The organism is Lysobacter claricitrinus, from assembly GCF_045866565.1.
GTDB lineage: Bacteria > Pseudomonadota > Gammaproteobacteria > Xanthomonadales > Xanthomonadaceae > Cognatilysobacter > Cognatilysobacter claricitrinus.
In genome coordinates, this window is record NZ_BAAFZV010000002.1 from 755,220 (window position 1) to 781,179 (window position 25,960).

At 68.0% G+C, this 25,960-nt stretch carries 18 protein-coding genes; 4 read left to right on the top strand and 14 right to left on the bottom strand.

Going from position 1 to position 25,960, the window contains the following annotated elements:
- Positions 1–15: 15 nt before the first annotated feature.
- Genes metH through ACKTTN_RS08390 form a run of 3 tightly spaced genes read right to left on the bottom strand, consistent with a single transcriptional unit; the run spans position 16 to position 4,866 of the window.
- Positions 16–2,760: a methionine synthase gene (metH, locus tag ACKTTN_RS08380; RefSeq protein WP_407909398.1), complete on the bottom strand. Its 2,745-nt coding sequence runs from the start codon at positions 2,758–2,760 to the stop codon at positions 16–18.
- A 55-nt stretch (positions 2,761–2,815) separates the two neighbouring features.
- Complete coding sequence (locus ACKTTN_RS08385) at positions 2,816–3,910, bottom strand: homocysteine S-methyltransferase family protein (protein ID WP_407909399.1); 1,095 nt, start codon at positions 3,908–3,910, stop codon at positions 2,816–2,818.
- Entirely contained in the window at positions 3,907–4,866 is a 960-nt protein-coding gene (locus tag ACKTTN_RS08390; protein ID WP_407909400.1) for an ArsR/SmtB family transcription factor, read from the bottom strand. Before ACKTTN_RS08390 ends, ACKTTN_RS08385 begins: the two co-directional genes overlap by 4 nt.
- Before the next feature lie 116 nt (positions 4,867–4,982).
- On the opposite strand from ACKTTN_RS08390, the gene ACKTTN_RS08395 reads away from it, so the two are divergent.
- The 4 genes from ACKTTN_RS08395 to ACKTTN_RS08410 all read left to right on the top strand — a co-directional run bounded on the left by ACKTTN_RS08395 (position 4,983) and on the right by ACKTTN_RS08410 (position 13,197).
- Positions 4,983–6,167, top strand: a complete 1,185-nt coding sequence (locus tag ACKTTN_RS08395) for an acyl-CoA dehydrogenase family protein (protein WP_407910050.1) — start codon at positions 4,983–4,985, stop codon at positions 6,165–6,167.
- A 136-nt stretch (positions 6,168–6,303) separates the two neighbouring features.
- Positions 6,304–11,256 carry an NAD-glutamate dehydrogenase gene (locus ACKTTN_RS08400; RefSeq protein WP_407909401.1) on the top strand — a complete coding sequence of 1,651 codons (4,953 nt, stop codon included), beginning with the start codon at positions 6,304–6,306 and terminating at the stop codon, positions 11,254–11,256.
- A gap of 128 nt (positions 11,257–11,384) precedes the next feature.
- On the top strand, positions 11,385–12,176 hold the full coding sequence (locus tag ACKTTN_RS08405; protein ID WP_407909402.1) for an NAD kinase: 792 nt from the start codon (positions 11,385–11,387) through the stop codon (positions 12,174–12,176).
- Between the two features lie 91 nt (positions 12,177–12,267).
- Positions 12,268–13,197, top strand: a complete 930-nt coding sequence (locus ACKTTN_RS08410; protein WP_407909403.1) for a 5'-nucleotidase — start codon at positions 12,268–12,270, stop codon at positions 13,195–13,197.
- Here the strand turns inward: ACKTTN_RS08410 and ACKTTN_RS08415 are convergent.
- The 11 genes from ACKTTN_RS08415 to ACKTTN_RS08465 all read right to left on the bottom strand — a co-directional run bounded on the left by ACKTTN_RS08415 (position 13,194) and on the right by ACKTTN_RS08465 (position 25,957).
- Positions 13,194–13,754, bottom strand: coding sequence for a DUF2939 domain-containing protein (locus ACKTTN_RS08415; RefSeq protein WP_407909404.1), 561 nt, complete (start codon positions 13,752–13,754; stop codon positions 13,194–13,196). The genes ACKTTN_RS08410 and ACKTTN_RS08415 overlap by 4 nt on opposite strands.
- A gap of 47 nt (positions 13,755–13,801) precedes the next feature.
- Positions 13,802–16,723 (bottom strand): two-component regulator propeller domain-containing protein, encoded by a 2,922-nt coding sequence (locus ACKTTN_RS08420; protein WP_407909405.1) that lies wholly within the window; start codon positions 16,721–16,723, stop codon positions 13,802–13,804.
- Positions 16,724–16,877: 154 nt separating this feature from the next.
- The gene (sbcB, locus tag ACKTTN_RS08425) at positions 16,878–18,317 is read right to left on the bottom strand and encodes an exodeoxyribonuclease I (protein WP_407909406.1); all 1,440 of its coding nucleotides are present in this window, start codon (positions 18,315–18,317) and stop codon (positions 16,878–16,880) included.
- Entirely contained in the window at positions 18,314–19,675 is a 1,362-nt protein-coding gene (locus ACKTTN_RS08430) for an FAD-dependent oxidoreductase (RefSeq protein WP_407909407.1), read from the bottom strand. Before ACKTTN_RS08430 ends, sbcB begins: the two co-directional genes overlap by 4 nt.
- 89 nt (positions 19,676–19,764) lie before the next feature.
- Positions 19,765–21,039 carry a kynureninase gene (gene kynU / locus ACKTTN_RS08435; RefSeq protein ID WP_407909408.1) on the bottom strand — a complete coding sequence of 425 codons (1,275 nt, stop codon included), beginning with the start codon at positions 21,037–21,039 and terminating at the stop codon, positions 19,765–19,767.
- A 9-nt stretch (positions 21,040–21,048) separates the two neighbouring features.
- Complete coding sequence (locus ACKTTN_RS08440) at positions 21,049–22,059, bottom strand: amidohydrolase family protein (RefSeq protein WP_407909409.1); 1,011 nt, start codon at positions 22,057–22,059, stop codon at positions 21,049–21,051.
- Between the two features lie 3 nt (positions 22,060–22,062).
- Entirely contained in the window at positions 22,063–22,614 is a 552-nt protein-coding gene (locus tag ACKTTN_RS08445; RefSeq protein WP_407909410.1) for a 3-hydroxyanthranilate 3,4-dioxygenase, read from the bottom strand.
- A complete protein-coding gene (locus ACKTTN_RS08450) occupies positions 22,611–23,039 on the bottom strand; it encodes a RidA family protein (RefSeq protein ID WP_407909411.1) in 429 nt (142 codons plus the stop codon). Before ACKTTN_RS08450 ends, ACKTTN_RS08445 begins: the two co-directional genes overlap by 4 nt.
- Positions 23,036–23,701: a carbonate dehydratase gene (gene can / locus ACKTTN_RS08455; RefSeq protein WP_407909412.1), complete on the bottom strand. Its 666-nt coding sequence runs from the start codon at positions 23,699–23,701 to the stop codon at positions 23,036–23,038. The genes ACKTTN_RS08450 and can overlap by 4 nt, the downstream gene beginning before the upstream one ends.
- The gene (locus ACKTTN_RS08460; RefSeq protein ID WP_407909413.1) at positions 23,698–25,131 is read right to left on the bottom strand and encodes an aldehyde dehydrogenase; all 1,434 of its coding nucleotides are present in this window, start codon (positions 25,129–25,131) and stop codon (positions 23,698–23,700) included. Before ACKTTN_RS08460 ends, can begins: the two co-directional genes overlap by 4 nt.
- 40 nt (positions 25,132–25,171) lie before the next feature.
- The gene (locus ACKTTN_RS08465) at positions 25,172–25,957 is read right to left on the bottom strand and encodes an SDR family oxidoreductase (RefSeq protein WP_407909414.1); all 786 of its coding nucleotides are present in this window, start codon (positions 25,955–25,957) and stop codon (positions 25,172–25,174) included.
- Positions 25,958–25,960: the final 3 nt, after the last annotated feature.

The following is a 25,960-nucleotide window of genomic DNA, read 5'->3' on the forward strand; positions in this document are numbered from 1 at the left end:
GGGCGACGTGCGCCGTTACTCGGGATCGTAGTCCAGATTCGACGCCAGCCAGCGCTCGACCTGCGCGACCTCGACACCCTTGCGACGCGCGTAATCAGCGACCTGTTCCTTCGACACGCGACCGACCACGAAGTACTGACTCTTCGGGTGGCTGAAGTAGTAGCCGGACACCGACGACGCGGGATACATGGCGAAGCTTTCGGTCAGCTCGATACCCGCGCGTCGCGGTGCGTCGAGCAGGCGGAACAGCGTCGACTTCTCGCTGTGCTCGGGGCAGGCCGGATAACCCGGTGCGGGACGGATGCCGGCATAGCGCTCAGCGATCAGCGCATCGTTGTCGAGCGTTTCGTCGGCCGCATAACCCCAGAACTCGCGACGCACGCGCTGGTGCAGGCGCTCGGCGAGCGCTTCGGCGAGGCGGTCGGCCAGCGACTTGAGCAGGATCGCGTTGTAGTCGTCGTGGTCGGCTTCGAAGCGCGCGACGTGCTCTTCGATGCCAAGGCCCGCGGTCACGGCGAATGCGCCGATCCAGTCCTCGCGTGCGGTGTCCGCCGGCGCGATGAAATCGGCGAGGCAGAAATCCGGGCGATCGGCCGGCTTGTCGACCTGCTGGCGAAGGAAATGAAGGCGCACCGTCCTGTCCGCGAGGTCATCGGACGGCACGCAGTGGCGCATGTCGTCGGTCGATGGCGCGCCCGCGACCACACGCACGTCGACATCGTCGCCCACCGCCTGCGCCGGCCAGATGCCGAATACCGCCTTCGCGCGCAGCCAGCGTTCGGACACGATGCGATCGAGCATCTGTCGCGCATCGCGATACAACTCGCGTGCCTGCGAACCGACGATAGCGTCGTCGAGGATCTCGGGGTAGCGGCCGGCAAGTTCCCAGGTGTTGAAGAACGGCGACCAGTCGATGTAGTCGACCAGCTCGGCGAGCGGGTAGTCGTCGAACACGTGCACGCCGGTGACGCGCGGCGCCGTCGGCACATGCGTGTCCCAGCCGCCATCGAAACGCTGCGCGCGCGCCTTGTCGAGCGACACGAGGCGCTTGCCGTCGCCGCGGTTGCGATGGCGCTCGCGGATCTCCGCGTAATCCGCCTGGTTCGCGGCCACGAACGGCTCGCGCAGGTCGACCGAGATCAGCGACTGCGCGACGCCGACCGCGCGCGACGCATCCTTCACCCAGACCGTCGGCGCCTTGTAGTGCGGGTCGATCTTCAGCGCCGTGTGCGCGCGCGAGGTGGTCGCGCCGCCGATCAGCAGCGGCATCGTGAGGCCCTGGCGCTGCATTTCGCGCGCGACGTGGCTCATTTCTTCCAGCGACGGTGTGATCAGGCCCGACAGGCCGACCAGGTCCGCGTTCTCGGCTTTCGCACGGTCGAGGATGACCTGCGCCGGCACCATCACGCCCAGGTCGATGACCTCGAAGTTGTTGCACGCGAGCACCACGCCGACGATGTTCTTGCCGATGTCGTGCACGTCGCCTTTCACGGTCGCCATGACGATCTTGCCGTTCGAACGCCCGATGTCGCCCGTGCGCAGCTTTTCCGCTTCGATGTACGGCAGCAGGTACGCAACGGCTTTTTTCATGACGCGCGCGGACTTCACTACCTGCGGCAGGAACATCTTGCCCGCGCCGAACAGGTCGCCGACCACGTTCATGCCGTCCATCAGCGGGCCTTCGATCACGTCGAGCGGTCGTGTCGACAGCGCGCGCGCTTCCTCGACGTCGCCGTCGATGAAGGCATCGATGCCGTGAACGAGGGAATGGCTGAGCCGGTCGCGCACCGGCTTTTCGCGCCAGCGCAGGTCCTCGACCTTCTTCTCGCCCTTCTTACCCTTGTATTTGTCGGCGATCTCGAGAAGTCGTTCGGTCGAATCCTTGCGACGATTGAGCACGACATCCTCGACGCGCTCGCGAAGATCGGCATCGAGATCGTCGTAAAGGGGCAGGGCGCCGGCGTTGACGATGCCCATGTCCATGCCCGCGCGGATCGCGTGGTACAGGAACACGACGTGGATCGCCTGTCGCACCGGTTCGTTGCCGCGGAACGAGAACGACACGTTAGAGACGCCGCCGGAAATATGGCTGTGCGGGAACCGGCGCTTGAGCTCGCGCGTCGCCTCGATGAAGGCCACCGCGTAGTCGTCGTGTTCCTCGATGCCCGTGGCGATGGCGAACACGTTCGGGTCGAAGATGATGTCTTCGGGCGGGAAATTCGCTTCGCGCGTGAGCAGGTCGTAGGCGCGCGAACAGATGTCGACCTTGCGCTGCACGGTGTCGGCCTGGCCCTGTTCGTCGAACGCCATCACGACGACGGCGGCGCCGTAGCGGCGCACCAGTCGCGCCTGCCGCAGGAACTCCGCTTCGCCTTCCTTCATCGAGATCGAGTTGACGATGCCCTTGCCCTGCAGGCATTTCAGTCCCGCTTCGATCACGCTCCACTTCGAGCTGTCGACCATTACCGGAACGCGCGCGATGTCGGGTTCGGCAGCCATCAGGTTGAGGAACGTCACCATGGCGTGCTCGGAATCGAGCATGCCTTCGTCCATGTTGACGTCGATGACCTGTGCGCCGTTTTCCACCTGCTGGCGCGCGACGACGATGGCTTCGTCGTAGCGGCCGGCGAGGATGAGTTTCTTGAACTGCGCGGAGCCGGTGACGTTGGTGCGCTCGCCGACGTTGACGAAATTCGTCTGCGGCGTGACGACGAGCGGCTCGAGGCCGGCGAGGCGGGTGTAGCGGAAGAGTTCGGTCATCGGTCTGCAATGCGGGCGACGTCTCGCGACGTCGCGTGTGATTCGGCGGCTTCGATCAAGCCGCGTCGGCGAGACGCGGAAGTTCGCGCGGTGCGACACCGCTTACGACCGCGGCGATCGCGGCGATGTGCGCAGGCGTCGTGCCGCAGCAACCGCCGACGAGGTTGACCAGGCCGGAACGCGCGAACTCGCCGATCACCTCGGCCATGTCCTCCGGCGTTTCGTCGTAGCCGCCGAACGCGTTGGGCAGGCCGGCGTTCGGATGCGTGCTGACGTAGGCGTCGCCGACCTGCGCGAGCACGTCGACATGCTGGCGGAGATCCTTCGCGCCGAGCGCGCAGTTCAAGCCGATCGCCAGCGGGCGCGCGTGGCGCACCGAATACCAGAATGCTTCGGCCGTCTGTCCCGACAGCGTGCGGCCGGACGCGTCGGTGATCGTGCCCGAGATCATCACCGGCAACCGCGCGCCGCGGGCGTCGAATGTTTCCTCGATCGCGAAAAGCGCGGCCTTGGCGTTGAGCGTGTCGAAGATGGTCTCCACCATCAGCACGTCGGCGCCGCCGTCCATGAGCCCGTCCGCCGCTTCGCGGTAGGCGGCGCGCAATTCGTCGAACGTCACCGCGCGGTAGCCGGGACGATTCACGTCCGGGCTCAGCGACGCCGTGCGGCTGGTCGGGCCGAGCACGCCGATGACGAAACGCGGACGGCCGTCGGCACGTTCGACCTCGTCGCAGACCTGGCGCGCCAGCCGCGCACCGGCTTCGTTCAATTCGCGCGCAAGGTGCGATAGGCCGTAATCGGCCAGCGAGATCGACGTCGAGTTGAAGGTGTTGGTTTCGACGAGGTCGGCGCCGGCTTCGAGGTATTGGCGATGGATGCCGGCGATGATCTCGGGCCGCGTCAGGCTCAGCAGGTCGTTGTTGCCGCGCTGGTCATGGGAGCAGCCGCAGCCGGCGCCGTGCTGGTGGGCGTCGATGACACGCGTCGCGTCGAAGCCGTCGGCGAAACGCGCGCCGCGGTAGTCGTCCTCGGCCAGCTCGTGCTGCTGGATCATCGTGCCCATCGCGCCGTCGATCACGAGGATGCGTTCGGCGAGCAGCTTTTCGAGCGTCTGCGCGCGCTGCGGGTGGACGTAAGGCAATGCGTTCATCGGGTGGGCCTCCCGCGCGTGCCGGCGTCCGGCTTGCGCGCGATGATCGAGAGCACTTCGAAATGCGGTGGGCGGCGCTCGCGGGTGACGACGCCGCTGCTGAGCACGTCCAGTCCGGCCTTGGTCGCGAACCGCTGCAGGTCCTTTTCGCTGAAGCCGAGGTTGACGTGGCCGTACGCTTCGACGACCGCGCGATGCTCGTGCTTCGCGAGGCTGCTGAGCAGCAGGCGCCCGCCCGGGCGCAGCACGCGCGCAGCCTCCGCGACGGCCTTGGCCGGTTCGTCGGCGTAGGTGAGGGCGTGCATCAGCACGACGAGGTCGAACGTGCCGTCGTCGAACGACAGCGCATGCATGTCGCCTTCGTGCACTTCGACGTTGCTCAGGCGGCGCAAACGTTCGGACGCCGCCAGCACGACCTTGCTACTGGCGTCGAGGCAGACGTAGCGGCTCGAATGTGGCGCGATGAGCTCGGCAAGCACGCCGTCGCCGGAGGCGATATCCAGCACGTCGCCGGTTTCCATCAGCGGCAGCGCGGAGCGCGCGAGGGCTTCCCACGTGCGGCCCGGCGAGTAGTGCCGTTCCATGTCCCCGGCCACGGTGTCGGCCCAGTTCTGCTCGACGGCGCGGGCGGCGAGGACGCCGGGCACGCGCTCGGCGTCCTGGCGCAGCAGCGGGTCGTCGCTGCCGTCGCGCAGCATCCGCCACAGGGACGACTGCGCGGGGTCGAGCGATTCGTCGTCGAAACGATAGTAGGCCGACACGCCGGCGCGGCGGTCGCGCACCAAACCGGCGTCCTTGAGGCGGGCGAGGTGCGTCGACACGCGCGGCTGGGCGAGGCGGGTGATCGACGACAGCTCGGCGACGGTGAGCTCTTCGTGCTCGAGCAGCGCGAGCAGGCGCACGCGGGTCGCGTCGGCGAAGGTCTTGAGCTGGCCCGACCAGGCTTCGAGGTCCATGCGGCTATTTATCAACGTATCGCGATAGAGCGATAAGTGTCGTCCCGAGCGTCGCGGGGGTCAAGCGGGAGGCGGCCGCAACGTGCATCCCGGTACAATTCGCGGGCTTTGCAGTCATCCGCCCAATTCGAGGTGCCGACGTGGATTTCCGCTTCACCGAAGAGCAGTTGATGATCCAGGACGTGGCGCGGCGCATCGCGCAGGAGAAGATCGCGCCGAGCGCCGAGCACTTCGACCGCACGGGCGAGTTCCCGCTCGAAAACATCCGCACGTTGGGCGAGAACGGCCTGATGGGCATCGAGGTGCCGGCCGAGTACGGCGGCGCGGGCATGGACCCGGTGAGCTACGTGCTCGCGATGGTCGAGATCGCCGCGGCCGACGCCGCGCATTCGACGATCATGTCGGTCAACAACTCGCTGTTCTGCAACGGCATCCTCAAGTACGGCACCGAAGCGCAGAAGCAGCTTTATGTGCGTGCGATCGCCGAAGGCCGCGAGATCGGCGCGTTCGCGCTGACCGAACCGCAATCCGGCTCCGACGCCACCGCCATGCGCTGCAAGGCGACCAAGCAGCCCGACGGCACCTACATCGTCAACGGAAAGAAGAGCTGGATCACGTCCGGCCCGGTCGCGAAGTACATCGTGCTGTTCGCGATGACCGACGCCGACAAGGGCGCGCGCGGCATCACCGCGTTCATGGTCGACACCGCCCGCGCCGGCTTCGGTCGCGGCAAGACGGAGCCCAAGCTCGGCATCCGTGCGTCGGCGACGTGCGAGATCGAATTCAACGACTACGTCGTGCAGCCCGATGAAGTGCTGGGCGCGGAAGGCGAGGGCTTCAAGATCGCGATGAGCGTGCTGGACGCCGGCCGTATCGGCATCGCGTCGCAGGCCATCGGCCTTTCGCGTGCCGCGTACGACGCGACGCTGGCTTACGTCAAGGAACGCAAGGCCTTCGGCGCGCCGATCGGCACGTTCCAGATGACGCAGGCGAAGATCGCCGACATGAAGTGCAAGCTCGACGCGTCGCTGCTGCTCACGCTGCGCGCGGCGTGGCAGAAGGGCGAGTTCGACAAGGGCGGCGCGCGTTTCAGCACCGAAGCGGCTGTCGCCAAGCTCACGTCCTCGGAGGCGGCCATGTGGATCACCCATCAGGCGTTGCAGATCCACGGCGGCATGGGCTATTCGAAGGAGATGCCGATCGAGCGCTATTTCCGCGACGCGAAGATCACCGAGATCTACGAGGGCACGAGCGAGATCCAGCGCCTCGTGATCGCGCGCAACGAGACGGGCCTGCGCTGAGCCCGCGATGAGCACGTCGCCGGCGATGCGGCGTCGAGGCCCGGGCCACCGCCCGGGCACGATGCCGGCGCCGGCGTTTCCTTTTTGAAGGATCCGAACGCCGGCGTACGGATGCCGGCACAGGGAGTCGCCCCGCATGACCACCAAACGCACCGCTTCCCGCACCACCCGCCGCGCCGACAACGGCGCTGTCGTCGACCAGATCGTCGCGGCGCTCGGCACGCTGCCGAAGGCGCAGCAGGATCTCGCCGAAGCCTTCGCGCGCGTCTTCTACAAGCGCATGACGACGGACGAATTCCCGCAGCATTCGCCGGAAGCCTGGGCCGCGCTGGCCGCGGGCTTCGTCGAATTCATGCGTACCCGCAAGCCGGGCACGGCACTCATCCGACTGTTCAACCCGACGCTGCGCGCGAACGGTTGGGAATCCGCGCACACCGTGCTGCAGATCGCGAACGACGACATGCCGTTCCTCGTCGACTCGGTGACGCTCGCGCTCGCCGAACGCGGCATCGCGGTGCATGTGCTCGGCCACCCGGTGGTGCCGGTCGCGCGTGATCGCGCCGGTCGCGTCACGGGTATCGGCGAGGGCAAGCCCGAGTCGCTGATGCACCTGGAGATCGATCGTCAGAGTGTCGAGGCGATGGCCGAGATCGAGACGGCCGTGCGTCGCGTGCTCGAGGACGTGCGCGCGATGGTGCACGACTGGTCGGCGATGCAGACCAAGATGCTGCAGGTGGCGGACGAGCTTGGTGAGCGCCGCTCGCCGCTGCCGGCCGAGAACCTGCACGAGGCGCAGGAGTTCCTGCGCTGGGCCGCCAACAACCACTTCACGTTCCTTGGCTTCCGCGAATACGAAGTCGTCAAGCAGGGCAAGCAGGAAGTGTTGCAGGCCGTGTCGGGCACGGGCCTTGGCCTGCTTAGGGGCGAAGAGCGCGGCAAGCCGCGTCCGCTGTCGACGCTGGCCGCGCACTACATGGAGCACTCCGGCGCGGTCGATGCGCTGATTCTCACCAAGACCAACGCGCGCGCCACGGTGCACCGCCGCGGCTACATGGACTACATCGGCGTGCTCAGCTTCGACAAGGCGGGCAAGCCGGTGCGCGAGGAGCGCTTCCTTGGCCTGTTCACGTCGAGCGCGTACAGCCGTCGCCCGTGGGACATCCCGATGGTGCGCCGTCGCTACGAGCACGTCATGCAGAAGTCGGGCCTACCGGACGACGGCCACAGCGGCAAGGCGCTGCGCCACATCCTCGAGACGCTGCCGCGCGACGAGCTGTTCCAGTCGGGCGAGGACGAGCTGTTCCGCACCGGCATGGGCGTGCTCGGGCTGCAGGAGCGCGTGCGCAGCCGCATCTTCATGCGCCGCGACAAGTACGGCCGTTTCTACTCGGCGCTCGTCTACATCCCGCGCGATCGCTTCAACACCGAAGTGCGCCTGCGCATCGAAACGATGCTTAAGGAGATGCTCAACGCCGAGCATGTCGATTCCTCGGTGCAGCTCGGCGAGTCGCCGCTCGCGCAGCTGCACATCATGGTGCGTCCGAAGCCGGCCGACGGCCATTCGGGCACCGTGCCGGACGTCGACGTCGCCGCGATCGAAGCGCGCCTTGCGCAGATCGTGCGTAACTGGGCGGACGACCTGCGCGACCAGCTGATCGCGCGTCATGGCGAGAACATCGGCCTGCCGCTCGCGAATGCGTACGGCCGGGCGCTGCCTGCGGGCTACATCGAGAACGTCTCCGCGGAAGTCGCCGCGAACGATGTCGAGCATCTCGCTGCGCTGTCCGGTGCGGACGACCTGCGCCTGAATCTCTATCGCCGTCACCATGGCGAGGGCGGCCTGCGCTTCAAGTTCTACCGCGAAGGTGACGACATCCCGCTGTCGGATGCGTTGCCGATGATGGAGAACATGGGCCTGCGCGTGATCGCGGAGCATCCGTACCGCATCGAAGCCGCGGGCAAGGTGTTCTTCATCCAGGACTTCGAGGTCGAGTACCCGCGCGCGCTCGAAGTCACCGAGATCGACCAGGACTTCGAGGAAGCTTTCGCCGCCATCTGGCGCGGGCAGGCCGAGAACGACGGTTTCAATCGCCTGATCCTCGCCGCCGGCATGTCGTGGCGACAGGTCGCGATGCTGCGCGCGTACTGCAAGTACCTGCTGCAGGTCGGCGTGCCGTTCTCGCAGGCGTACATGGAGCAGACGCTGTCGCGCTATCCGATGATCGCGCGCCTGCTCGTCGAACTGTTCGAAGCCCGCTTCGACCCGGCGACTGGCAAGGAAAGCAAGGCCGAGATCCGCGCCGGCATGCAGAAGTTCGAAGCGCAGCTGGTGCGTCTTGCGGGCGACGACGCCGCATTGTCCGCCGCTGCGAAGCCCGTCATCGAAGCCCGCGCCGGCAAGCGCGAAGGCCAGCTGCAGGCCGCGCGCGACGCGATCTTCGGGCTGATGGATCGCGTCTCCAGTCTCGACGAAGACCGCATCCTGCGCAGCTTCATGGGCGTCATCGAAGCGACGCTGCGCACGAGCTATTACCAGAGCGAGCGCGGCGGCGCGTCCACCGGCTACGTCAGCTACAAGTTCGACTCCGCCAAGGTGCCGGACCTGCCGAAGCCGCGCCCGTATCGCGAGATCTTCGTATACGGCCCGCGCGTGGAAGGCGTGCACCTGCGCTTCGGCCCGGTCGCGCGTGGTGGTTTGCGCTGGTCGGATCGTCGCGAGGACTTCCGCACCGAAGTGCTGGGCCTCGTGAAGGCGCAGATGGTGAAGAACACCGTGATCGTGCCGGTCGGTTCGAAGGGCGGCTTCTTCGTGAAGCGCCCGCCGGCGGGTGGTGATCGCGACGCGATCCAGGCCGAAGGCATCGCCTGCTACAAGATGTTCATCAACGGCCTGCTGGACATCACCGACAACATCGTCGACGGCAAGATCATCGCGCCGAACGACGTCGTGCGTTACGACAACGATGACCCGTACCTCGTCGTGGCCGCCGACAAGGGCACCGCGACGTTCTCCGACATCGCCAACGGTATCGCGCGCGAGCATGGTTTCTGGCTCGACGACGCGTTCGCGTCGGGCGGCTCGGTCGGTTACGACCACAAGGGCATGGGCATCACCGCCAAGGGCGCGTGGGAGTCGGTCAAGCGCCACTTCCGCGCGATGGGCCGTGACTCGCAGAAGGACGACTTCACCTGCGTCGGCGTCGGCGACATGTCGGGTGACGTTTTCGGTAACGGCATGTTGCTGAGCAAGCACATCCTGCTGCTCGCTGCGTTCGACCACCGCCACATCTTCCTCGACCCGACGCCGGACGCCGCGATCTCCTTCAAGGAGCGTGCGCGCATGTTCAAGCTGCCGCGCTCGAGCTGGGAGGATTACGACGCCAAGCTGATCAGCAAGGGCGGCGGCATCTATCCGCGTTCGGCCAAGTCGATTCCGTTGAGCCCGCAGGTCAAGCAGGCGCTGGGCATCGATGCGTCGGTGGACTCGATGAGCCCGTCGGAGCTGATGAGCGCGATCCTGCGTGCGCCCGTCGACCTGCTGTGGAACGGCGGCATCGGCACCTACGTCAAGGCCAGCCGCGAAACGCATGCCGACGTGGGTGACCGCGCCAACAACGCGCTGCGCGTCGACGGCCGCGACCTGCGTTGCCGCGTGGTGGGCGAGGGCGGCAACCTCGGCTTCACGCAGCTGGGTCGCATCGAGGCCGCGCAGCACGGCGTGCTGCTCAATACCGACTTCATCGACAATTCGGCGGGGGTGGACACCTCGGACCACGAGGTGAACATCAAGATCCTGCTGAACGCCGTAGTGCAGCAGAAGAAGCTCACGTTCGATCAGCGCAACAAGCTGCTGGCGTCGATGACGGACGAAGTCGGCGACCTCGTGCTCACCGACAACTACCGCCAGAACCAGGCGCTGTCGATGATGGAGCGCATGTCGGTGTCGCGCCTGGGCTCGAAGCAGCACTTCATCCGCACGCTGGAATCGCAGGGCCTGCTCGACCGCCAGATCGAGTTCCTGCCGAGCGACCAGGAATTCGCGGATCGCAAGGCGCGCGGGCAGGGCCTGACGCGTCCGGAGCTGTCGGTACTGCTTTCGTACAGCAAGCTCGTGCTGTTCCCGCAGCTCGTGCAGTCCGACGTGCCGGAAGATCCGTACCTGTCAAAGGAACTGGTGCGCTACTTCCCGAAGCCTCTGCAGGAGAAGTACACGAAGCAGATGGAGGGCCATCGCCTGAAACGCGAAATCATCGCGACGGCGGTGACGAACTCGATGGTCAACCGCATGGGCGCGACGTTCGTGCTGCGCATGCAGGAAGACACGGGCCGCACGCCGGCGGAAGTCGCCAAGGCCTACACCATCGCCCGCGAAGCGCTGGAAGCGCGCGACATGTGGGCGCAGATCGACGCACTCGATGGCAAGGTCGCCGAGGCCTCGCAGGTGGACGCGCTGATGGCGATCTGGCAGCTGATGCGGTCGATCACGCGCTGGCTGCTTTCGCGTCCGGGTGCTATCCCGGCCATCGAGGCGGCGGTCGTGCGTTATGGCGATGGCATCCGTGCCGTGCGCGATGCGTTGCCGCAGGCGATGACCAAGGACCTGCGCGCGGCGTTCGAACAGCGCGCAGCCGACTGGCGCGGTCGCGGCATCCCGGCCGCGCTCGCCCAGCAGCTCGCGTCGCTGCCGCTGCTCGATGCGTCGATGGACATCGTCGAGATCGCGCAGGCCCGCAAGCTGGCGGCGGCGGAGGTCACCAAGGCCTACTTCGCCTTCAGCAGCGCGCTGCATCTGTCCTGGCTGTACGACCAGATCGAAGCGTTGCCGGTCGACAGCCGCTGGCAGGCGCTCGCGCGCGGCTCGCTGCGTGACGAACTGGGTGCGCAGCAGCGTGCGCTGGTCGGGCACATCCTGGCCGAGGGCGGCCGCAAGCCGGCCGATGGCAAGGTCGAGTCGTGGCTGCAACGCGATGACTCCAGCCTGCGCTTCACGCTGACGATGCTGTCGGAGCTGGCATCGCAGAAGTCGCTCGACTACCCGACGGTGTCGGTGGCCGTGCGGCGACTCGCGCAGCTGGCGCAGGCCGCCTGACCCTGTACGGCGCGGTTCGCCGCGCCTTCGCCAGAACCCGGGAAAGCCCGTCGCATCCGCGACGGGCTTTTCTTTTGTGACGATCGGCCGTCGCGCGCGCTGACGGACGAGCCGTTATGCTCGCGGCCATGGCGACCGACACGCTGCTCAAAGCGAACCTCCGGCTGGCCTTTCTCGCCGCGCCGACACCCGAAGCCCAGGCCGCGCGCACGGCGCTGGTCGACGTGCACGGCGATACGCCGCCCGCGGAGGCCGACGTGATCGTCGCGCTCGGCGGCGACGGCTTCATGCTGCAGACCCTTCATCGCCACGCCGCGCTATGCAAGCCGGTGTACGGCATGAAGCTCGGCACCGTCGGGTTCCTGATGAACCAGCAGCGCATCGACTCGCTGGTCGAACGCATCCATGCCGCCGAGCCCGCGGTGCTGCGCCCGCTGGAGATGATCGTGCAGAGCGAATCCGGCGCGACCGTCGGCTCGCTCGCCTACAACGAGGTGTCGTTGCTGCGACAGACGCGCCAGGCCGCGCACCTGAGCATCGACCTCAACGGCCAGACGCGGCTGGAGGAGCTCATCTGCGACGGCGTGCTGGTGTGCACGCCGGCGGGCAGCACGGCGTACAACTTCTCGGCGCACGGCCCGATCCTGCCGCTGGGCGCCAACGTCATCGCGCTGACGCCGATCGCCGCGTTCCGTCCGCGTCGCTGGCGCGGCGCAGTGTTGAAGGCGGACACCGAAGTGCGTTTCAAGGTGCTCGATCCGCTGAAGCGGCCGGTCAGCGCAACGGCGGATTCGCACGAGGTGCGCGACGCGGTGGAAGTAACGATCCGCGAATCGCGCGATCGCACGGTCACGCTGCTGTTCGATCCCGAGCACAACCTCGAGGAACGCATGCTCGCCGAGCAGTTCACCAGCGGCTGAGCAGCGATCGTTGGTACAGGGTCGCCGCGACCCGGACGCTGCGTCTCGGGGCCGTCCCAACCCCTGCGACCCGGCGGTGCAGAATAGGCGCATGCCCGACCGCGATGCCGATCCCCTGATCGTCGCCATTTCCTCCAGGACGCTGTTCGATCTGGAGGAAGGCCACGACCTGTTCGAACGTGATGGCCTTGAGGCCTACGCCGACTACCAGCGCAGCCATGAGAACGACGTACTGTCCCCGGGCATCGCGTTTCCGCTGGTACGCAAGCTGCTGCGCCTCAACGACGGCGCGCCGCCGGAAGCGCCACGCGTCGAAGTCATCCTGATCTCGCGCAATTCCGCCGACACCGGCCTTCGCATCTTCAATTCGATCGCGCACCACGGGCTGTCCATCCGGCGCGCGGCTTTCAGCAACGGCGCGCCGCCGTATCCCTACATCCGCCCGTTCAATGCGGATCTGTTCCTGTCGGCGCACGGGGAGGATGTGCGTGCCGCGCTCGATGCGGGCGTCGCCGCGGCGATGCTGCTGCCGTCATCATCACCCGCAACGTTGTCGGCGGCGGGGCGCAACCCGGACCAGCTGCGCATCGCGTTCGATGGCGATGCGGTGATATTCGACGACGAAGGTGAGCGCGTGTCGCGCGAAGGCGGGCTGGCGGCATTCACCGAGCACGAATTGCAGCGCGCGGGTGAGCCGTTGTCAGGTGGTCCGTTTCGCGGCTTCCTCGACGCACTGCATCGCCTGCAGCAGGCGTTCCCGACCGGCGACGACGCGCCGATCCGCACCGCGCTGGTCACCGCGCGCAGCGTGCCCGCACACGAACGCGTGATCCGCACGCTGCGCGAGTGGGGCATTCGTCTCGACGAAGCGCTGTTCCTCGGCGGCCGGCCGAAAGGGCCGTTCCTCGAAGCGTTCGGCGCGGACATCTTCTTCGATGATTCCGAGCACAACATCGTCTCGGCGCGCGACCACGTCGCCGCCGGCCACGTGCCGCACGGCGTGGCCAATATCCCGCGTTAGCCCGTCAGGCTGCCGACGAGCTGGTCGACGGGCAGGCGCACGTCGGTGAGGCGCCAGCGCAGGCCGTCGCGGGTGAACACGAAGACGATCGGTACGCCGTCGGCGTTCTGCACGGTGGCAGTGAAGCGCGACGTCGACTCGTAGTCGTATTGCGCGCCGCGCAGTGGATCGAACTGTTGTTCGGGCGCCTGCGAACGCTCGGGCGGGTAGCCCATCGCGCGACGGATCACGCTGCGGCCCTGCAGGATCGCGCCGATGCCGGCCGGCGTCGCCAGCGCATCCACCACGCCGCCAGTCATCGTCGCCGTGACCTGCCTGCCGAGTTCCTTGAGGCGGCTGTCGGTCGACGCATCGCCCATTTTCCGCGCGAGATAGTCCTCGAGCTGCGCCTTGACGCTGGCGCGTACGAGCGGGAAGTCGACGTCCCGATCCAGCGTGCGCATGTCGCCCTTCTGCACGGCCTGGCTGATCGATCGGACGGTGAGGAACGGGCCGGCGGCGACGTAGCCGGCGATGGCGAGGACGGCGGCGAGGAGCAGGGCGATCAGGGTCTTCATCGGCGCAGCCTAGCGAACGCGCGTGAGGAGTTCGACGAGACGGCGACTCAAATCGTCGGCTCGGGTTCGACCGCGGCACGCACGCGATTGCGGCCCTCGCGCTTGGCACGATAGAGCGCTTCGTCCGCGCGTGGCACCAGCGTGCGCAGGCTGGCGCTGTGCGCCTCGCCGCCGCTCCACGCGACGCCGACGCTCGCGGTGACGCCGAAGCCGGGTGCGAACGGTTCGCAGTCGATCGCCTCGACCGCGTCGCGAATGCGTTCGGCGGCGGTGAGCGCCTGCTCGAGCGTGCAGTCGACCAGCAGCAACGCGAATTCGTCGCCGCCCCAACGTGCCGCGATGTCGTGCTGGCGCGCCTGTGCGCGGATGACGTCGGCGATCGCCTGCAACGCCACGTCGCCTGCCGCGTGTCCGTGCAGGTCGTTGATCGGCTTGAAGCCGTCCACGTCGACCAGCATCAGCGCGACCGGTTGCCCCTGCGCGAGATGTTCGAGTTCCTCGTCGAGCGCCTGATCGAGCGCGCGACGATTCGACAGCAAGGTCAGCGCATCGGTCCGCGCCAGCCGCTCGGCGATGCGCGTCTGTACCTGCAGTGCATGCGTGCGTTCGTCGACGAGCGCCCGCAGGCGGCGTTCCGTGTGTCGCAACTGGCCGATCCTGGCACCGTACGCGACAGCCAACAGGACGAAGGCAAGCAGCACGATCGCCGCCCATACGAACGGGCGCTGCCACCAGTACGGTTCGATCGAAAACACGAGGCCGCCGCGTGAGAGTTCCGGCTCGCCCGGTACCCACGCCTGGATGCGCAGATGGAAACGACGCGGATCGAGGCTGGTGAACTGCACCTCGCGGCTGTCGCCCAGATCGACCCAGGACGACGACAGGCCGTCGAGGCGATAGCGGTAGTGCACGCGCTGCGCGTTGATCAGCGTCGGCGATACGAAGCGGACGACGATGCGATGGTCGCCGGGGGCGAGCGTCGCAGCCGCGTGGGGGTCGCGTTCGCGTCCGTCCACCTCGAAGCGTTCGATCGCTACCGGGGGGAGCGGCATCGCGTGGCGAACGGCTGCTTCGGGATCGAGTCGCGCGACGCCGATGGCGGTGGCGACCCAAAGCCGGCCGGCGTCGTCGAGCGTGGCTGCGGGCATCGAGCCGCCGTTCGCCTGCGCTGAGGCCATGCCGTCCGCGCGACCGAACAGGTGCACGTCGATGCGCTCGCGACGGCCGGCGGCGACGTCCTCGAGCTCAGCCATGCGCAGCCGCGCGATGCCTTCGTTGCCGGTCAACCACAGCCGGCCCTGCGCGTCGTGCACTGCGGCGAAGATCTTCTCGAACGGCAGGCCTTCGGCGCGCGCGACGCGATGCGGCGACGAGCCGTCGTGGTCGACGCGCACCAGCCCGCGATCGGTGGCCAGCCACAGCGCATCACCGCCGGTGGAGGGGACGAACGAATAGACGTACTGGGCGTCCGTCGCGCGAAGATCGATCGGCCGCGCGCGGCCATTGCGGATCACCGCGGCGCCGGAACTGGTGCCGACCCAGACACCGCCATCGCCGTCTTCGTGCAGCGCCTGCACGAACTCGGCGGGCAGGCCGTCATGCGCACCCCAGACGCGCAGGTGCTCGCCGTCGTGCATCACCACGCCCTGCTTGGTGCCGATCCACACCCGGCCGTCGTGCGCGGCGAGCACTGCGCGAACCTCGTTGGACGGCAGGCCGTCGTCCATGGTCACGTCGTCGACCACTTCGCCGTCGTGCAGGCGCAGCACGCCGTCGTGGAAGGTGCCGACCAGCAGGTCACCCGACGTGTCCTCGGCGAGCGCGAGCACCGAGACGTCGGCGAGTCGCGTACCGAGGCCGACGCGGGTGATCGCACCGGTCGTCGGGTCGATGCGGTCGAGCCCCTGGCCGCTGCCGACCCACAAGGTGCCGTCGTGCGTGAGCAGCGTGGTGCGGACGAAGTCGTCCGCGAGGCCGTCCTTGCGCGTGTAGGTGTGGATCGGCGCGGCGCGCAGTCGCACCAGTCCGCCGTTGGTGCCCACCCACAGGCTGCCTTCGTTGTCGCGGCCGAGTGCGAGCACGCGGTTGTTCGGCAGCCCTTCGGGCGCGTCGAGCCACTCGATCTGCTCGCCGGCGACGCGCGCCAGGCCCGCGTTGTTGGTGCCGACCCACGTCGTGCCCGCCGTGTCGCGCCAGATGCGCGTGGCCGTGCGCGCGGCGAGGTCGGGATGCAGCAGCCGGATGGGGCCGCCGTCATCGACCAACGCCCCATGTTCGGTGCCGACCAGCAGCCCGCCCGACCGCAGCGCGAACAACGAGAACACGGGGCCGGCCGGCAGCCCGGCCTCCGTTGCGCGGACGGCACGATCGCCCTCCACACGGGCGAGTCCCAAACTCGTCGCCACCCAGATACGGCCGCGGGTGTCGCGGGCGAGGGCATTGACGGTGTCGCTCGGAAGGCCGCCGGCCGCGTTGATGCTGATGCGGCGGCCATCGGGATCGATACGGACGACACCGCTCCGCGCCGTCGCGACCCAGAGCCGCCCGTTCGGCTCCTCGAGCAGGTCGGTGATCAGGCCATCGACCGGCGGGCGAGAATCCCAGCGACCGGCGTGCCAACGCACGATGCCGCCGCGTGCGCTGCCGGCCCACAGGTCGCCCTTCGGGCCGATGTGCAGCGCCCGCACGCTGTCGTCGCCCAGGCCGGGAACGTCGTCGCGGCGGTACAGGCGGAATTCGTGGCCGTCGTAGCGCGCGATGCCTTCCCACGTCGCGAGCCAGAGATAGCCGTCGGCGGTCTGGCCGACGCCGTTGACTGTGCTGTGCGGCAGGCCGTCGCGCGTGGTCCAGGCTTCGACGAAGTCGTCGGCAAGCGATTGCGCGGCGAAGGCGGGGGCAACGACCAACGCGAGCATCGCCAGCAGCGTGGCCGACGCGCGTCGCACCGACGCACGCAGTCGTGTTCGCATGGTGGCGCGGACACGCGCGTGCGCACGTGTCGTCAGCGTTGCTGCCATCGACCTCGACCGGTTGGATCCCCCGGCCTACTGTGCCACGCCGCGCCGTCGGGTTTCACGTCCGGGGGGCAGCGGTGGCCCGGCCAATGAACAGGCGGGCCCCTGTTCAGCCAAGCTCGGCGTGGAGGTTGCGCCCCCAGAGCTCGACCGCATCCAGCAGCGCGGCGGCGCGGGCATCACCCGCGCGCTCGACGCGGAGCCTGCCGATCTCGTCGAAGAACGAATCGAACGTGTACTCCGACCGTGTGGTGTCGGCGAGGCGTTCGCGAAGATAAGCGTTCCAGCGCTCGCGTTCGTCGTCGACCAGCGAGTCGGGCCAGTTGCGCGCGCGATAGCGGAACAGCAGCTCGGGCAGGCGCGCGTCGGTGAAATGGAAGTCGACGCCGTGTAGCTGGTGCGCTGGCGTGCCGCGCACATCCGGAAAGCGAAGGCGATCGGCGTCGGGCAGGAAACCGTCGTAAAGCGACGCATCGCTGTCGGCGGCGGCGCGTTCCGGCATCGCGGCAAACACGCGTCGCGCCTTCTCGGCGATCTCCGGCGCACGTTCTCGGATGCGCGCTGCGTTGCGTTCGACGCGAGCCACATCGATGCGTAGGCGGTCGAAATCGGCGGGACGCAGGTGGTCCCACGCGACCAGCGCCGGGCAGCGATTGAGATGCACTTCCTTCAGCGCGACGCGTTCGACGCCCTCGGGAAGCGCGTCCTGCCGCACGTAAAGGCGCTCGGCGATCGCATCGGCATCGAGCGACAGCAGCGCGTCGGGATCCTGTGCCAAGTCGAACACGACAACGCGGTTGCCGATTCGTGGATGCATCGTCAGTGGAATGACCGGCGCTGCGCACAGGCGGCTCGCCGGGAAGCGCTGCGAGACATGCAGCACCGGTGTCAGCGCCGCGACATCGAGCAGACTGCCGGCGAAGCGCTTGTCGCGCAGCTTCAGGCAGTAGTCCCACAGGCGCGGCTGTGCGCTGCGCAGCCGCTGGCCGAGGCCGATCAGCGCGCGCACATCGCTCAATGCTTCATGCGCATCGCCGATGCGGACGCCGTTCGCGTTCGCCAGTCCTTCGAGCGTGAAGCTCGGCGTGCCGTCGTCGCGATAGACCCACTGCATGCCGTCCGGTCGCAGCGCATGCGCAAGGCGCATGACGTCGAGCAGGTCCCAGCGGCAATTGCCGCCGCGCCACTCGCGTTCGTACGGATCGTAGAAATTGCGGAAGAGGCCGTGGCGGATGAATTCGTCGTCGAAGCGCAACGAGTTGTAGCCGGCCGTGCAGGTGCCGGGCCGCATCATCTGCTCGTGGATCCGGGCGAACGCGTCCGCCTCGTTGACGCCGTGCTCGAGCGCATGTTGCGGCGTGATGCCGGTGATCAGCGTGGCGGTCGGCGAGGGCAGCAGGTCGTCGGCTGGCTTTACGAAGAACGAGATCTCGTCGTCGACCTGCTGCAGGTTGGCGTCGGTGCGGATGGCCGCGAACTGCGCGATCCGGCTGCGCCTGAAGCACGCGCCGAAGGTTTCAAGGTCGTAGAACAGGAAGCTCGAGGTCACGCGTCCGCCGCGAGTGGTGGCAGGCGTTCCATGACCAGGCGATCGGCGAGGTCGCGATCGATCGTATCGAGCGACGCATGTCCGCGGGTGAGCTCGGCCAGCAGGTCGCGTTGCACACGGCCGCGTTCGAACGCGGTCGCGTAGGGAAGGCGCATGAACGTCACCATCGCGTAGCGCGGGACGAAACGGTCGGGGTGGCGTGCGGCAAGTTCGCGCTCCAACGCGCGTTGCAGCAGGTAATCGTCGTCGTCGACGCGGTCGCGCATCTCGAGGTAGTTCTCGAGCGCCATCTGCTGGATCGCACGGGCGTTCGGCAGGCGCTCGGCCTGGAACGCCGCGAACGCGCTGGCGCGATCGGGCGCGCGATCGAGATGCTCGGCGAGCGCGACGCAGTCCTCGAACGCGCAGTTCATGCCCTGGCCGTGGAACGGCACCATCGCGTGCGCGGCATCGCCGAGCAGCACGGCGTCGCCGCCCAGATGCCAGCTATCGAGGTAGAGCGTGGCGAGCACGCCGGTGGGGTGCGCGTCGAAGTCGCGTTCGAGATCCGGGATGAGCGGCGATGCGTCGGCGAAGTCGCGCTCGAAGAACGCGCGCGCCTCCGTGCCGTTGCGAACGGTGTCGAAGCTCGGATCGCCGTGGGTCGGCAGGAACAGGGTAACGGTGAACGTGCGTTCGTCGTTCGGCAGCGCGATGCACATGTAGCGGCCGCGCGGCCAGATGTGCAACGCGTTGGGCTCGATGCTGAAGCTGCCGTCGTCGGCAGGCGGGATTTCCAGTTCCTTGTAGCCATGGCCGAGGTTCTCGGTGCGTTCGCCTAGGTCGGCGCGCCGACCCATTGCCGCGCGCAACGCGGAGCCCGCGCCATCCGCGCCGATCAGCGAGTCGAAGCCGACGTGCAGCGCCTCGTCGTCGGCGGCGCCGAAGGTGGCGACGCGCCGCCCGAAGTCGACGTCGACCAGGCCGCGATCGAAATGCAGGCGTGCCCCGGCCGATTCGGCGATGTCGAGCAGGACGATGTTGAGCTCGCCACGATGCACCGACCAGATGACTTCGCTGTCGTCGCGCCCGTAGCGCTGCAGGTCGGTGCGGCCGTCGGCGAAGTGCACCATGCGGCCTCGCATCATCACCGCGTGCGACATGACCGCATCGTCGGCACCGGCAAGACCCAGCGCGTGGCGGCCGCGCTCGGCGAGCGCGAGATTGATCGAGCGGCCACCGCCGTACCCGCGGATGCGCGGATCGCCGCGCTTTTCGTAGACATCGACGCTCCAGCCGCGGCGCGCGAGCAGCGTGGCCAGCAGGGCACCGGCGAGGCCGGCGCCGATGATCGTGATGCTGCGGGGGCTGTCGCTCACGTGCGCGTCCGTCAGGTCGTCGTGGGGCGAGTGTAGTGGCGTCGACGCGTCGCGGTGCAGTCCGGGCGAGGACTGATGCGTCGCGCTGCTCAGGTCGGCATCGACCAGCGCTCGACTTCGCGCACGAACCGCAGCACGTCCGCGTGCGTGTTGTAGAGCGGGGCGGGCGAGATGCGGATGACGTCGGGTTCGCGCCAGTCGCCGAGCACGCCGTTCGCCTGCAGGTGGTCGAACAGCGCGCGACCACGTTCGCGACCGCCGTGTACGCGCAGCGACAGTTGGCAGCCGCGTTGCGCAGCGTCGCGCGGCGTCAGGATGTCGAGCGCGTTGGCGAGGCGTGCGTCGATCAACGCTTCGAGATAGCCGGTGAGCGATCGCGATTTCCCGCGCAGCGCCGGAAGCCCCGCGCGGTCGAACAGCTCCAGCGAGGCGCGCAGCGGCGCCATCGACAGGATCGGCGGATTGCTGAGCTGCCAGCCATCCGCGCCCGCTGCGGGCACGAACTCCGGGCCCATTCGAAACCGCGTGGAGGCGTCGTGGCCCCACCACCCGGCGAAGCGCGGCACGTCTTCGCGCGAATGGCGCTCGTGCACGAATGCGCCACCGACCGCGCCCGGGCCGGAGTTCACGTATTTGTAGTGACACCACGCGGCGAAGTCGGCGTCGCTGTCGTGCAGCGCGAGCTCGAGGTTGCCGACCGCGTGCGCGAGGTCGAAGCCGACGTTCGCGCCGGCGTCGTGTGCAAGCCGCGCGATGCGCTTGAGGTCGAACGCCTGGCCGGTGCGGTACTGCACGCCGGGCCACAGCACCAGCGCGAGGCGATCGCGGTTCGCATCGATCGCACGTTCGATCGCGGCCATCGAGATGGTGCCGCTAGGCGAATCCGGCTCGACTTCGATGAGGTCGGTCGCCGGATCGAAGCCATGGAACGCGACCTGCGATGCGGTGGCATGGCGATCGGACGGGAACGCGCCGGCCTCGATGAGGATGGCGGGGCGCTCGCGCGTCGGCCGGTAGAAACTCACCATCAGGAAATGCAGGTTGGCGGTGAGCGTGTTCATCGCCACCACTTCGCTTGCCTTCGCGCCGACCAGGCGCGCGAGCGGTTCGCGCACCAGTTCGTGGTAGCTCATCCACTGCGCGTCGCCGGTGAAGTGGCCTTCGACGGCGTCGTGCTCCCACTTCTGCAACACGGTTTCGACGTGCGCGCGCGCACCGCGCGGCTGCAGGCCGAGCGAGTTTCCGACGAAGTACGCCATCGGCGCGCCGCCATGGCGTGGGATGAGGAATTCATCGCGGAAGGCGCGCAGCGGATCGGCCGCGTCGAGGGCGGCGGCGTGCGCGTCGGAATAGAGGTCGGTCATTCGATCGGGTCAGGCGAAGCGGGACAGTGGAAGGCCGAGCCAGTCGAGCGCGGTGCCGTGGTACAGGCGCGCCTGCTGCTCGTCGCTGAGGCGAAGCGCGGCGATGCCCGCGCCCGGTTCCTGCTCGCCGAGCGGGAACGGGTAGTCGGTGCCAAGCATCACGCGGTCGACGCCGCAGGTGTCGAGCAGGTATTGCAGCGCTCGCGGATCGGCGACCCACGAGTCGAAAAAGAACCGCGACAGGTACTCGCGCGGATTGCGCGGGTTGTCGGTGGCGACCAGATCGGGACGCATGTTGAAGCCGTGCTCGATGCGGCCGACGGTGTACGGGAACGAGCCACCGCCATGTGCGAGGCAAATCTTCAACTTCGGCAACCGCTCCAGCACGCCGCCGAAGATCAGGCAGCACGCCGCGCGCGATTGTTCGGCCGGCATGCCGACCAGCCACGGCAGCCAGTACTTGGGCATCGACTCGGTGCCCATCATGTCCCACGGGTGCACCAGGATCGCCGCGCCGAGTTCGGAGGCCGCTTCGAAGAACTCGAAGAGCTCAGGTGCATCAAGGTTCCAGTCGCCGATGTGGCTGCCGATCTGCACGCCCTGCAGGCCGAGCTGGTCCATGCAGCGTTCGAGCTCCTGCACGGCCAGGCGCGGCGACTGCAACGGCACGGTGCCGATGCCGGCGTAGTGGCGCGGGTGGTCGTTGACCGTCTGCGCCATGTGGTCGTTGAGCGCCTGGTGCAGCTCCAGCGCATGCTGCGGCTTCGCCCAGTAGCTGAACATCACGGGCACGGTGCTGATGACCTGCACCTGCACGCCGAAGCGTGCGTAGTCGTCGATGCGCTCCTGCGCGTCCCACGTCTTCGACCAGATCTCGCGGAAGAACTTGCCGTCCTTGTAGATGCGGTGACGGCCGTCGTCGGTGTGGTGGATCACCGGGAAGCGCTCGTCACCGAACTTGCGCGCGAGGTCCGGCCAGTCGCGCGGCAGGTAATGCGCGTGGGTGTCGATCTTGAGCATGCGTCAGGTGATGTCCGCTTCGGAGTCCGCCTGCAGCTCATAGCGGCTCGGACGGGGATTGAGATGCCCGCAGGCCTTGCAGGTGCGAAGGTGGTCGTCGCGATAGAAGCGCTCGAACACACGGAAGAAATCCTGTTCGATGTCGACCAGGTGGAACGACTCCTCGTACACCTTGGCGTTGCAGCGCTCGCAGAACCACAGCAGCGCGTCGTCCTCGTGCGGCAGGCGCTTGCGCTCGATGACCAGGCCCACGCCGCCGGCGCTGCGCTGCGGGCTGTGCGGTACGCGCGGTGGCAGGTAGAACATCTCGCCCGCGCGGATGGTGATGTCCCGCACGGCGCCGTCTTCCTGGATGCGCAGCACCATCTCGCCCTCGAGCTGGTAGAAGAACTCGGGGCCTTCCTCGAAGTGGTAGTCGGTACGCGCGTTCGGCCCACCGACGATCATGACGATGTAATCGCCATCGACGATGCACTTGTTGCCTACCGGCGGCTTGAGCAGCTCGCGGTGCTCGTCGACCCAGGCCTGCAGGTTCAGCGCGTCCGGCAGTTTCACTGCTTGAGCGCCGCCACGCATTTCATCTCGACCGCGATCGGCGTCGGCAGCCAGCTCACGCCCACCGTCGTGCGGCACGGCGCGTTCTCCGCGCTGGGGAAGTACTCCGCCCAGATCTCGTTGAACACGCGGAAGTCGTGCGGAAGATCGGTGAGGTAGACGGTGACGTCGACGAGGTCGGCAAGCGTCGCGCCGGCCGCTTCAAGCACGTTGCGCACGTTGCGGAACACCGCACGGCACTGCGCCTCGATGTCGTAGCTCATCAGCTTGCCTTCGGTGTCGCGGACGTCGCCGCTGACCTGGTTGGTGTCCGGGTCGCGCGGACCGATGCCCGACAACAGCAGCAGGTTGCCGACGCGGCGTGCGTGCGGATACGAGCCGACGGGTCGCGGCGCGTGGTCCTTCAGGATGATGCTCTCGCTCATGCGGTTCGCTCCGGAGATTCGATGTGGGCCAGCGCGTGGTCGTACGCGTCGGCGAGTTCGGTGCGGCCGTCGACATGAAGGCCGAGGTCGCGCACCAGGCCGTCGTCGAGGCGGTAGCACCAGGCGTGCACGGTGACCTGCTGACCGCGCGACCACGCGTCCTGCAGGATCGACGTGCGGGCGACGTTCACCACCTGCTCCAGCACGTTCAACTCGCAGAGCCGGTCGTGCATGGCGCGTTCGTCGCCCAGCGGCTGCAGCTTCGCCTGGTGCTTCTCCGCGACGTCGGCGACATGCCGCACCCAATTGTCGGCAAGGCCGAGTCGCCGCTGCGTCAGCGCCGCGTGCACGCCGCCGCAGCCGTAATGGCCAACGACCAGGATGTGCCGCACCTTCAGCACGTCCACTGCGAACTGCAGCACCGACAGGCAGTTCAGGTCGGTATGCACGACGACATTGGCGATGTTGCGGTGGACGAAGACTTCGCCCGGCGCCATGTCGATGATCTGGTTGGCCGGTACGCGCGAGTCGGAGCAGCCGATCCACAGGAATTCCGGGGCCTGCTGCTGCGAGAGGTGCGCGAAGAAACCGGGGTCCTCGCGCTCGATGCGCGCAGCCCAGTCGCGGTTGCGGGCCAAAAGGTCGTCGAGGGTTTCCGTCACTCGCAGTTCTCCAGGCAGATTCCGACGTTCTTGGACTCGGTGAAGAAGCGCATGGCTTCCCAGCCGCCTTCGCGGCCGAGCCCCGATGCGCCCGCGCCGCCGAACGGCGTGCGTAGGTCGCGTTGCATCCAGGTGTTGATCCAGACCATGCCGACGCGCAGTGCGGCGGCAAGGCGGTGTGCGCGACCGAGGTCGCGTGTCCAGACCGATGCCGAAAGACCGTAGTCGCCGCAATTGGCCAGCGACAGCGCCTGCGCTTCGTCGTCGAACGCCTGCAGCGTGACGACGGGGCCGAATATCTCGTCGCGATTGGTCGCGCAATCGGGGCCGAGGCCGTCGATCACCGTCGGTTCCAGGTACCAGCCGGGCCGATCGACGCGCTGGCCGCCACACAGCACGCGACCGCCTTCATCGACGGCGCGCTGCACCGCAGCCGATACCTTGTCGAAATGCACCTGCGAGACCAGCGGGCCCATGTCGGTATCGGTATCGATCGGGTCGCCGATGCGCAGCGTGCGCGCGCGTTCGACGAACGCATCGACGAACTCGTCGCGGATCGAGCGCTCGACCAGCATGCGCGAGCCGCAGAGGCAGATCTGGCCGGAGTTCTGGAACGCGGAGCGAACGAGCAGGTCGATGTGTTCGCGCCACGGACTGTCGGCGAACACGATCGTCGCGTTCTTGCCGCCGAGTTCCAGCGACACCTTCTTCAGCAGCGGCGACGCGATGCCCGCGATGCGCCGGCCCACCGCCGTGCTGCCGGTGAACGTCACCGCCTTGACCGCCGGATGCGAGACCAGCGGCTCTCCCACGTCCGGACCGCGACCGTGCAGGATGTTCAACACGCCGGGCGGCAGGCCGATCTCGCCGGATACTTCGCCGAGCAACGTCGCCGTCCACGGCGTGATTTCCGACGGCTTGGCGACCACGGTGTTGCCAGCGGCAAGCGCCGGCGCGATCTTCCACGTCAGCAGGTAGAGCGGGAGGTTCCACGGTGAAATCGCGGCAATGACGCCGAGCGGCGTGCGCAACGTGTAGTTCAGGCCTGCCTCGCCATGGTGCGATTCGCTGGCGAACTGCGTCGCGGCATGCGCGAAGAAGCGGAAGTTCGATACCGCGCGCGGGATTTCGATCGAGCGCGTCAGGCGCAGCGGTTTGCCCGCGTCGCGCGATTCGGCGGTCGCGAAGGTTTCGAGCTTGGCCTCGATGGCATCCGCGAGCCGCTCCAGCCATTGCGCGCGCTCGCTGTTGCGGAGCGCGGCCCAGCCCGGCGCAGCGCGCGTGGCGGCGTCCACCGCCGCTTCCAGGTCCGCGGCATCGCCGGCGGCGACTTCGGCCAGCACGCGGCCGCTGGCCGGCTCGTGCACGTCGATCCAGCGATCCGCGCGAGGCGGAACGGACTGTCCGTCGATCCAGTGATTCAGTCGCATGCCGACAGCTTAACGGACGCGCCTTCGCGGCCCGTCGCGATCAGATCGACTGCATGCGGCCGCCATCGACGGCCAGGCTGACGCCGTTGACGTAGGCCGCGGCGGGCGAGCACAGGAACGCGATGACCGAGGCGACCTCGGCCGCCTCCGCGAAGCGCGCGGCGGGCACGGTGCGACGCATGCCGTCGGCAACCTCGTCCTCGCTCTGGCCGGTCGCTTTCGAGCGATCCGCGAGGATCTGCGCAAGGCGCGCGGTCTTGGTGTAGCCGGGCAGCACGTTGTTGACCGTGATGCCGTCGGCCGCCAGCTCGCGTGACAGCGTCTTCGCCCAGCTCGCCACCGCACCGCGCACCGTGTTGGACACGCCGAGGTTCGGAATCGGCTCGCGCACCGACGTCGAAATGATGTTCACGATGCGGCCCCATGCCGCGCCCTTCATGCCGGCCAGCACCGCCTGCACCAGCGTCTGGTTGGCCAGGAGGTGGCGCGAGAAGGCGTCGCGGAAGGCGTCGAGCGTGGCGGTGTGTACGGGCCCGCCGGGCGGGCCGCCGGTGTTGTCGATGAGAATCTGAACCGGCTTGCCGGCGACGACGCCTTCGACCTTCGCGCGAAGCGCGTCGAGATCGCTGACGTCCGCCGCGATCCAGCCATGCGCCTGCGCGCCGCGACGGGGGAGGGCATCCGCCACCTGCTGCAGCACTTCGGGGCGTCGCGACAACAGGGTGACGTCGGCGCCGAGAAGCGCGAGTTCGTGCGCCGTGGCGCGGCCGATGCCTTCGGAGGCGCCGCAGACGAGCGCGTGGCGACCGGTGAGATCGAGATCCATGGA

What these genes read in the sequence shown, in the direction of transcription:
- kynU (WP_407909408.1), bottom strand. Translation starts at nt 21,039, where the DNA reads ATGACCGACCTCTATTCCGACGCGCACGCCGCCGCCCTCGACGCGGCC.
- ACKTTN_RS08420 (WP_407909405.1), bottom strand. Translation starts at nt 16,723, where the DNA reads ATGCGAACACGACTGCGTGCGTCGGTGCGACGCGCGTCGGCCACGCTG.
- ACKTTN_RS08410 (WP_407909403.1), top strand. Translation starts at nt 12,268, where the DNA reads ATGCCCGACCGCGATGCCGATCCCCTGATCGTCGCCATTTCCTCCAGG.
- ACKTTN_RS08460 (WP_407909413.1), bottom strand. Translation starts at nt 25,131, where the DNA reads ATGCGACTGAATCACTGGATCGACGGACAGTCCGTTCCGCCTCGCGCG.
- ACKTTN_RS08390 (WP_407909400.1), bottom strand. Translation starts at nt 4,866, where the DNA reads ATGGACCTCGAAGCCTGGTCGGGCCAGCTCAAGACCTTCGCCGACGCG.
- ACKTTN_RS08450 (WP_407909411.1), bottom strand. Translation starts at nt 23,039, where the DNA reads ATGAGCGAGAGCATCATCCTGAAGGACCACGCGCCGCGACCCGTCGGC.
- metH (WP_407909398.1), bottom strand. Translation starts at nt 2,760, where the DNA reads ATGACCGAACTCTTCCGCTACACCCGCCTCGCCGGCCTCGAGCCGCTC.
- ACKTTN_RS08400 (WP_407909401.1), top strand. Translation starts at nt 6,304, where the DNA reads ATGACCACCAAACGCACCGCTTCCCGCACCACCCGCCGCGCCGACAAC.
- ACKTTN_RS08415 (WP_407909404.1), bottom strand. Translation starts at nt 13,754, where the DNA reads ATGAAGACCCTGATCGCCCTGCTCCTCGCCGCCGTCCTCGCCATCGCC.
- ACKTTN_RS08440 (WP_407909409.1), bottom strand. Translation starts at nt 22,059, where the DNA reads ATGCTCAAGATCGACACCCACGCGCATTACCTGCCGCGCGACTGGCCG.
- ACKTTN_RS08405 (WP_407909402.1), top strand. Translation starts at nt 11,385, where the DNA reads ATGGCGACCGACACGCTGCTCAAAGCGAACCTCCGGCTGGCCTTTCTC.
- ACKTTN_RS08385 (WP_407909399.1), bottom strand. Translation starts at nt 3,910, where the DNA reads ATGAACGCATTGCCTTACGTCCACCCGCAGCGCGCGCAGACGCTCGAA.
- ACKTTN_RS08465 (WP_407909414.1), bottom strand. Translation starts at nt 25,957, where the DNA reads ATGGATCTCGATCTCACCGGTCGCCACGCGCTCGTCTGCGGCGCCTCC.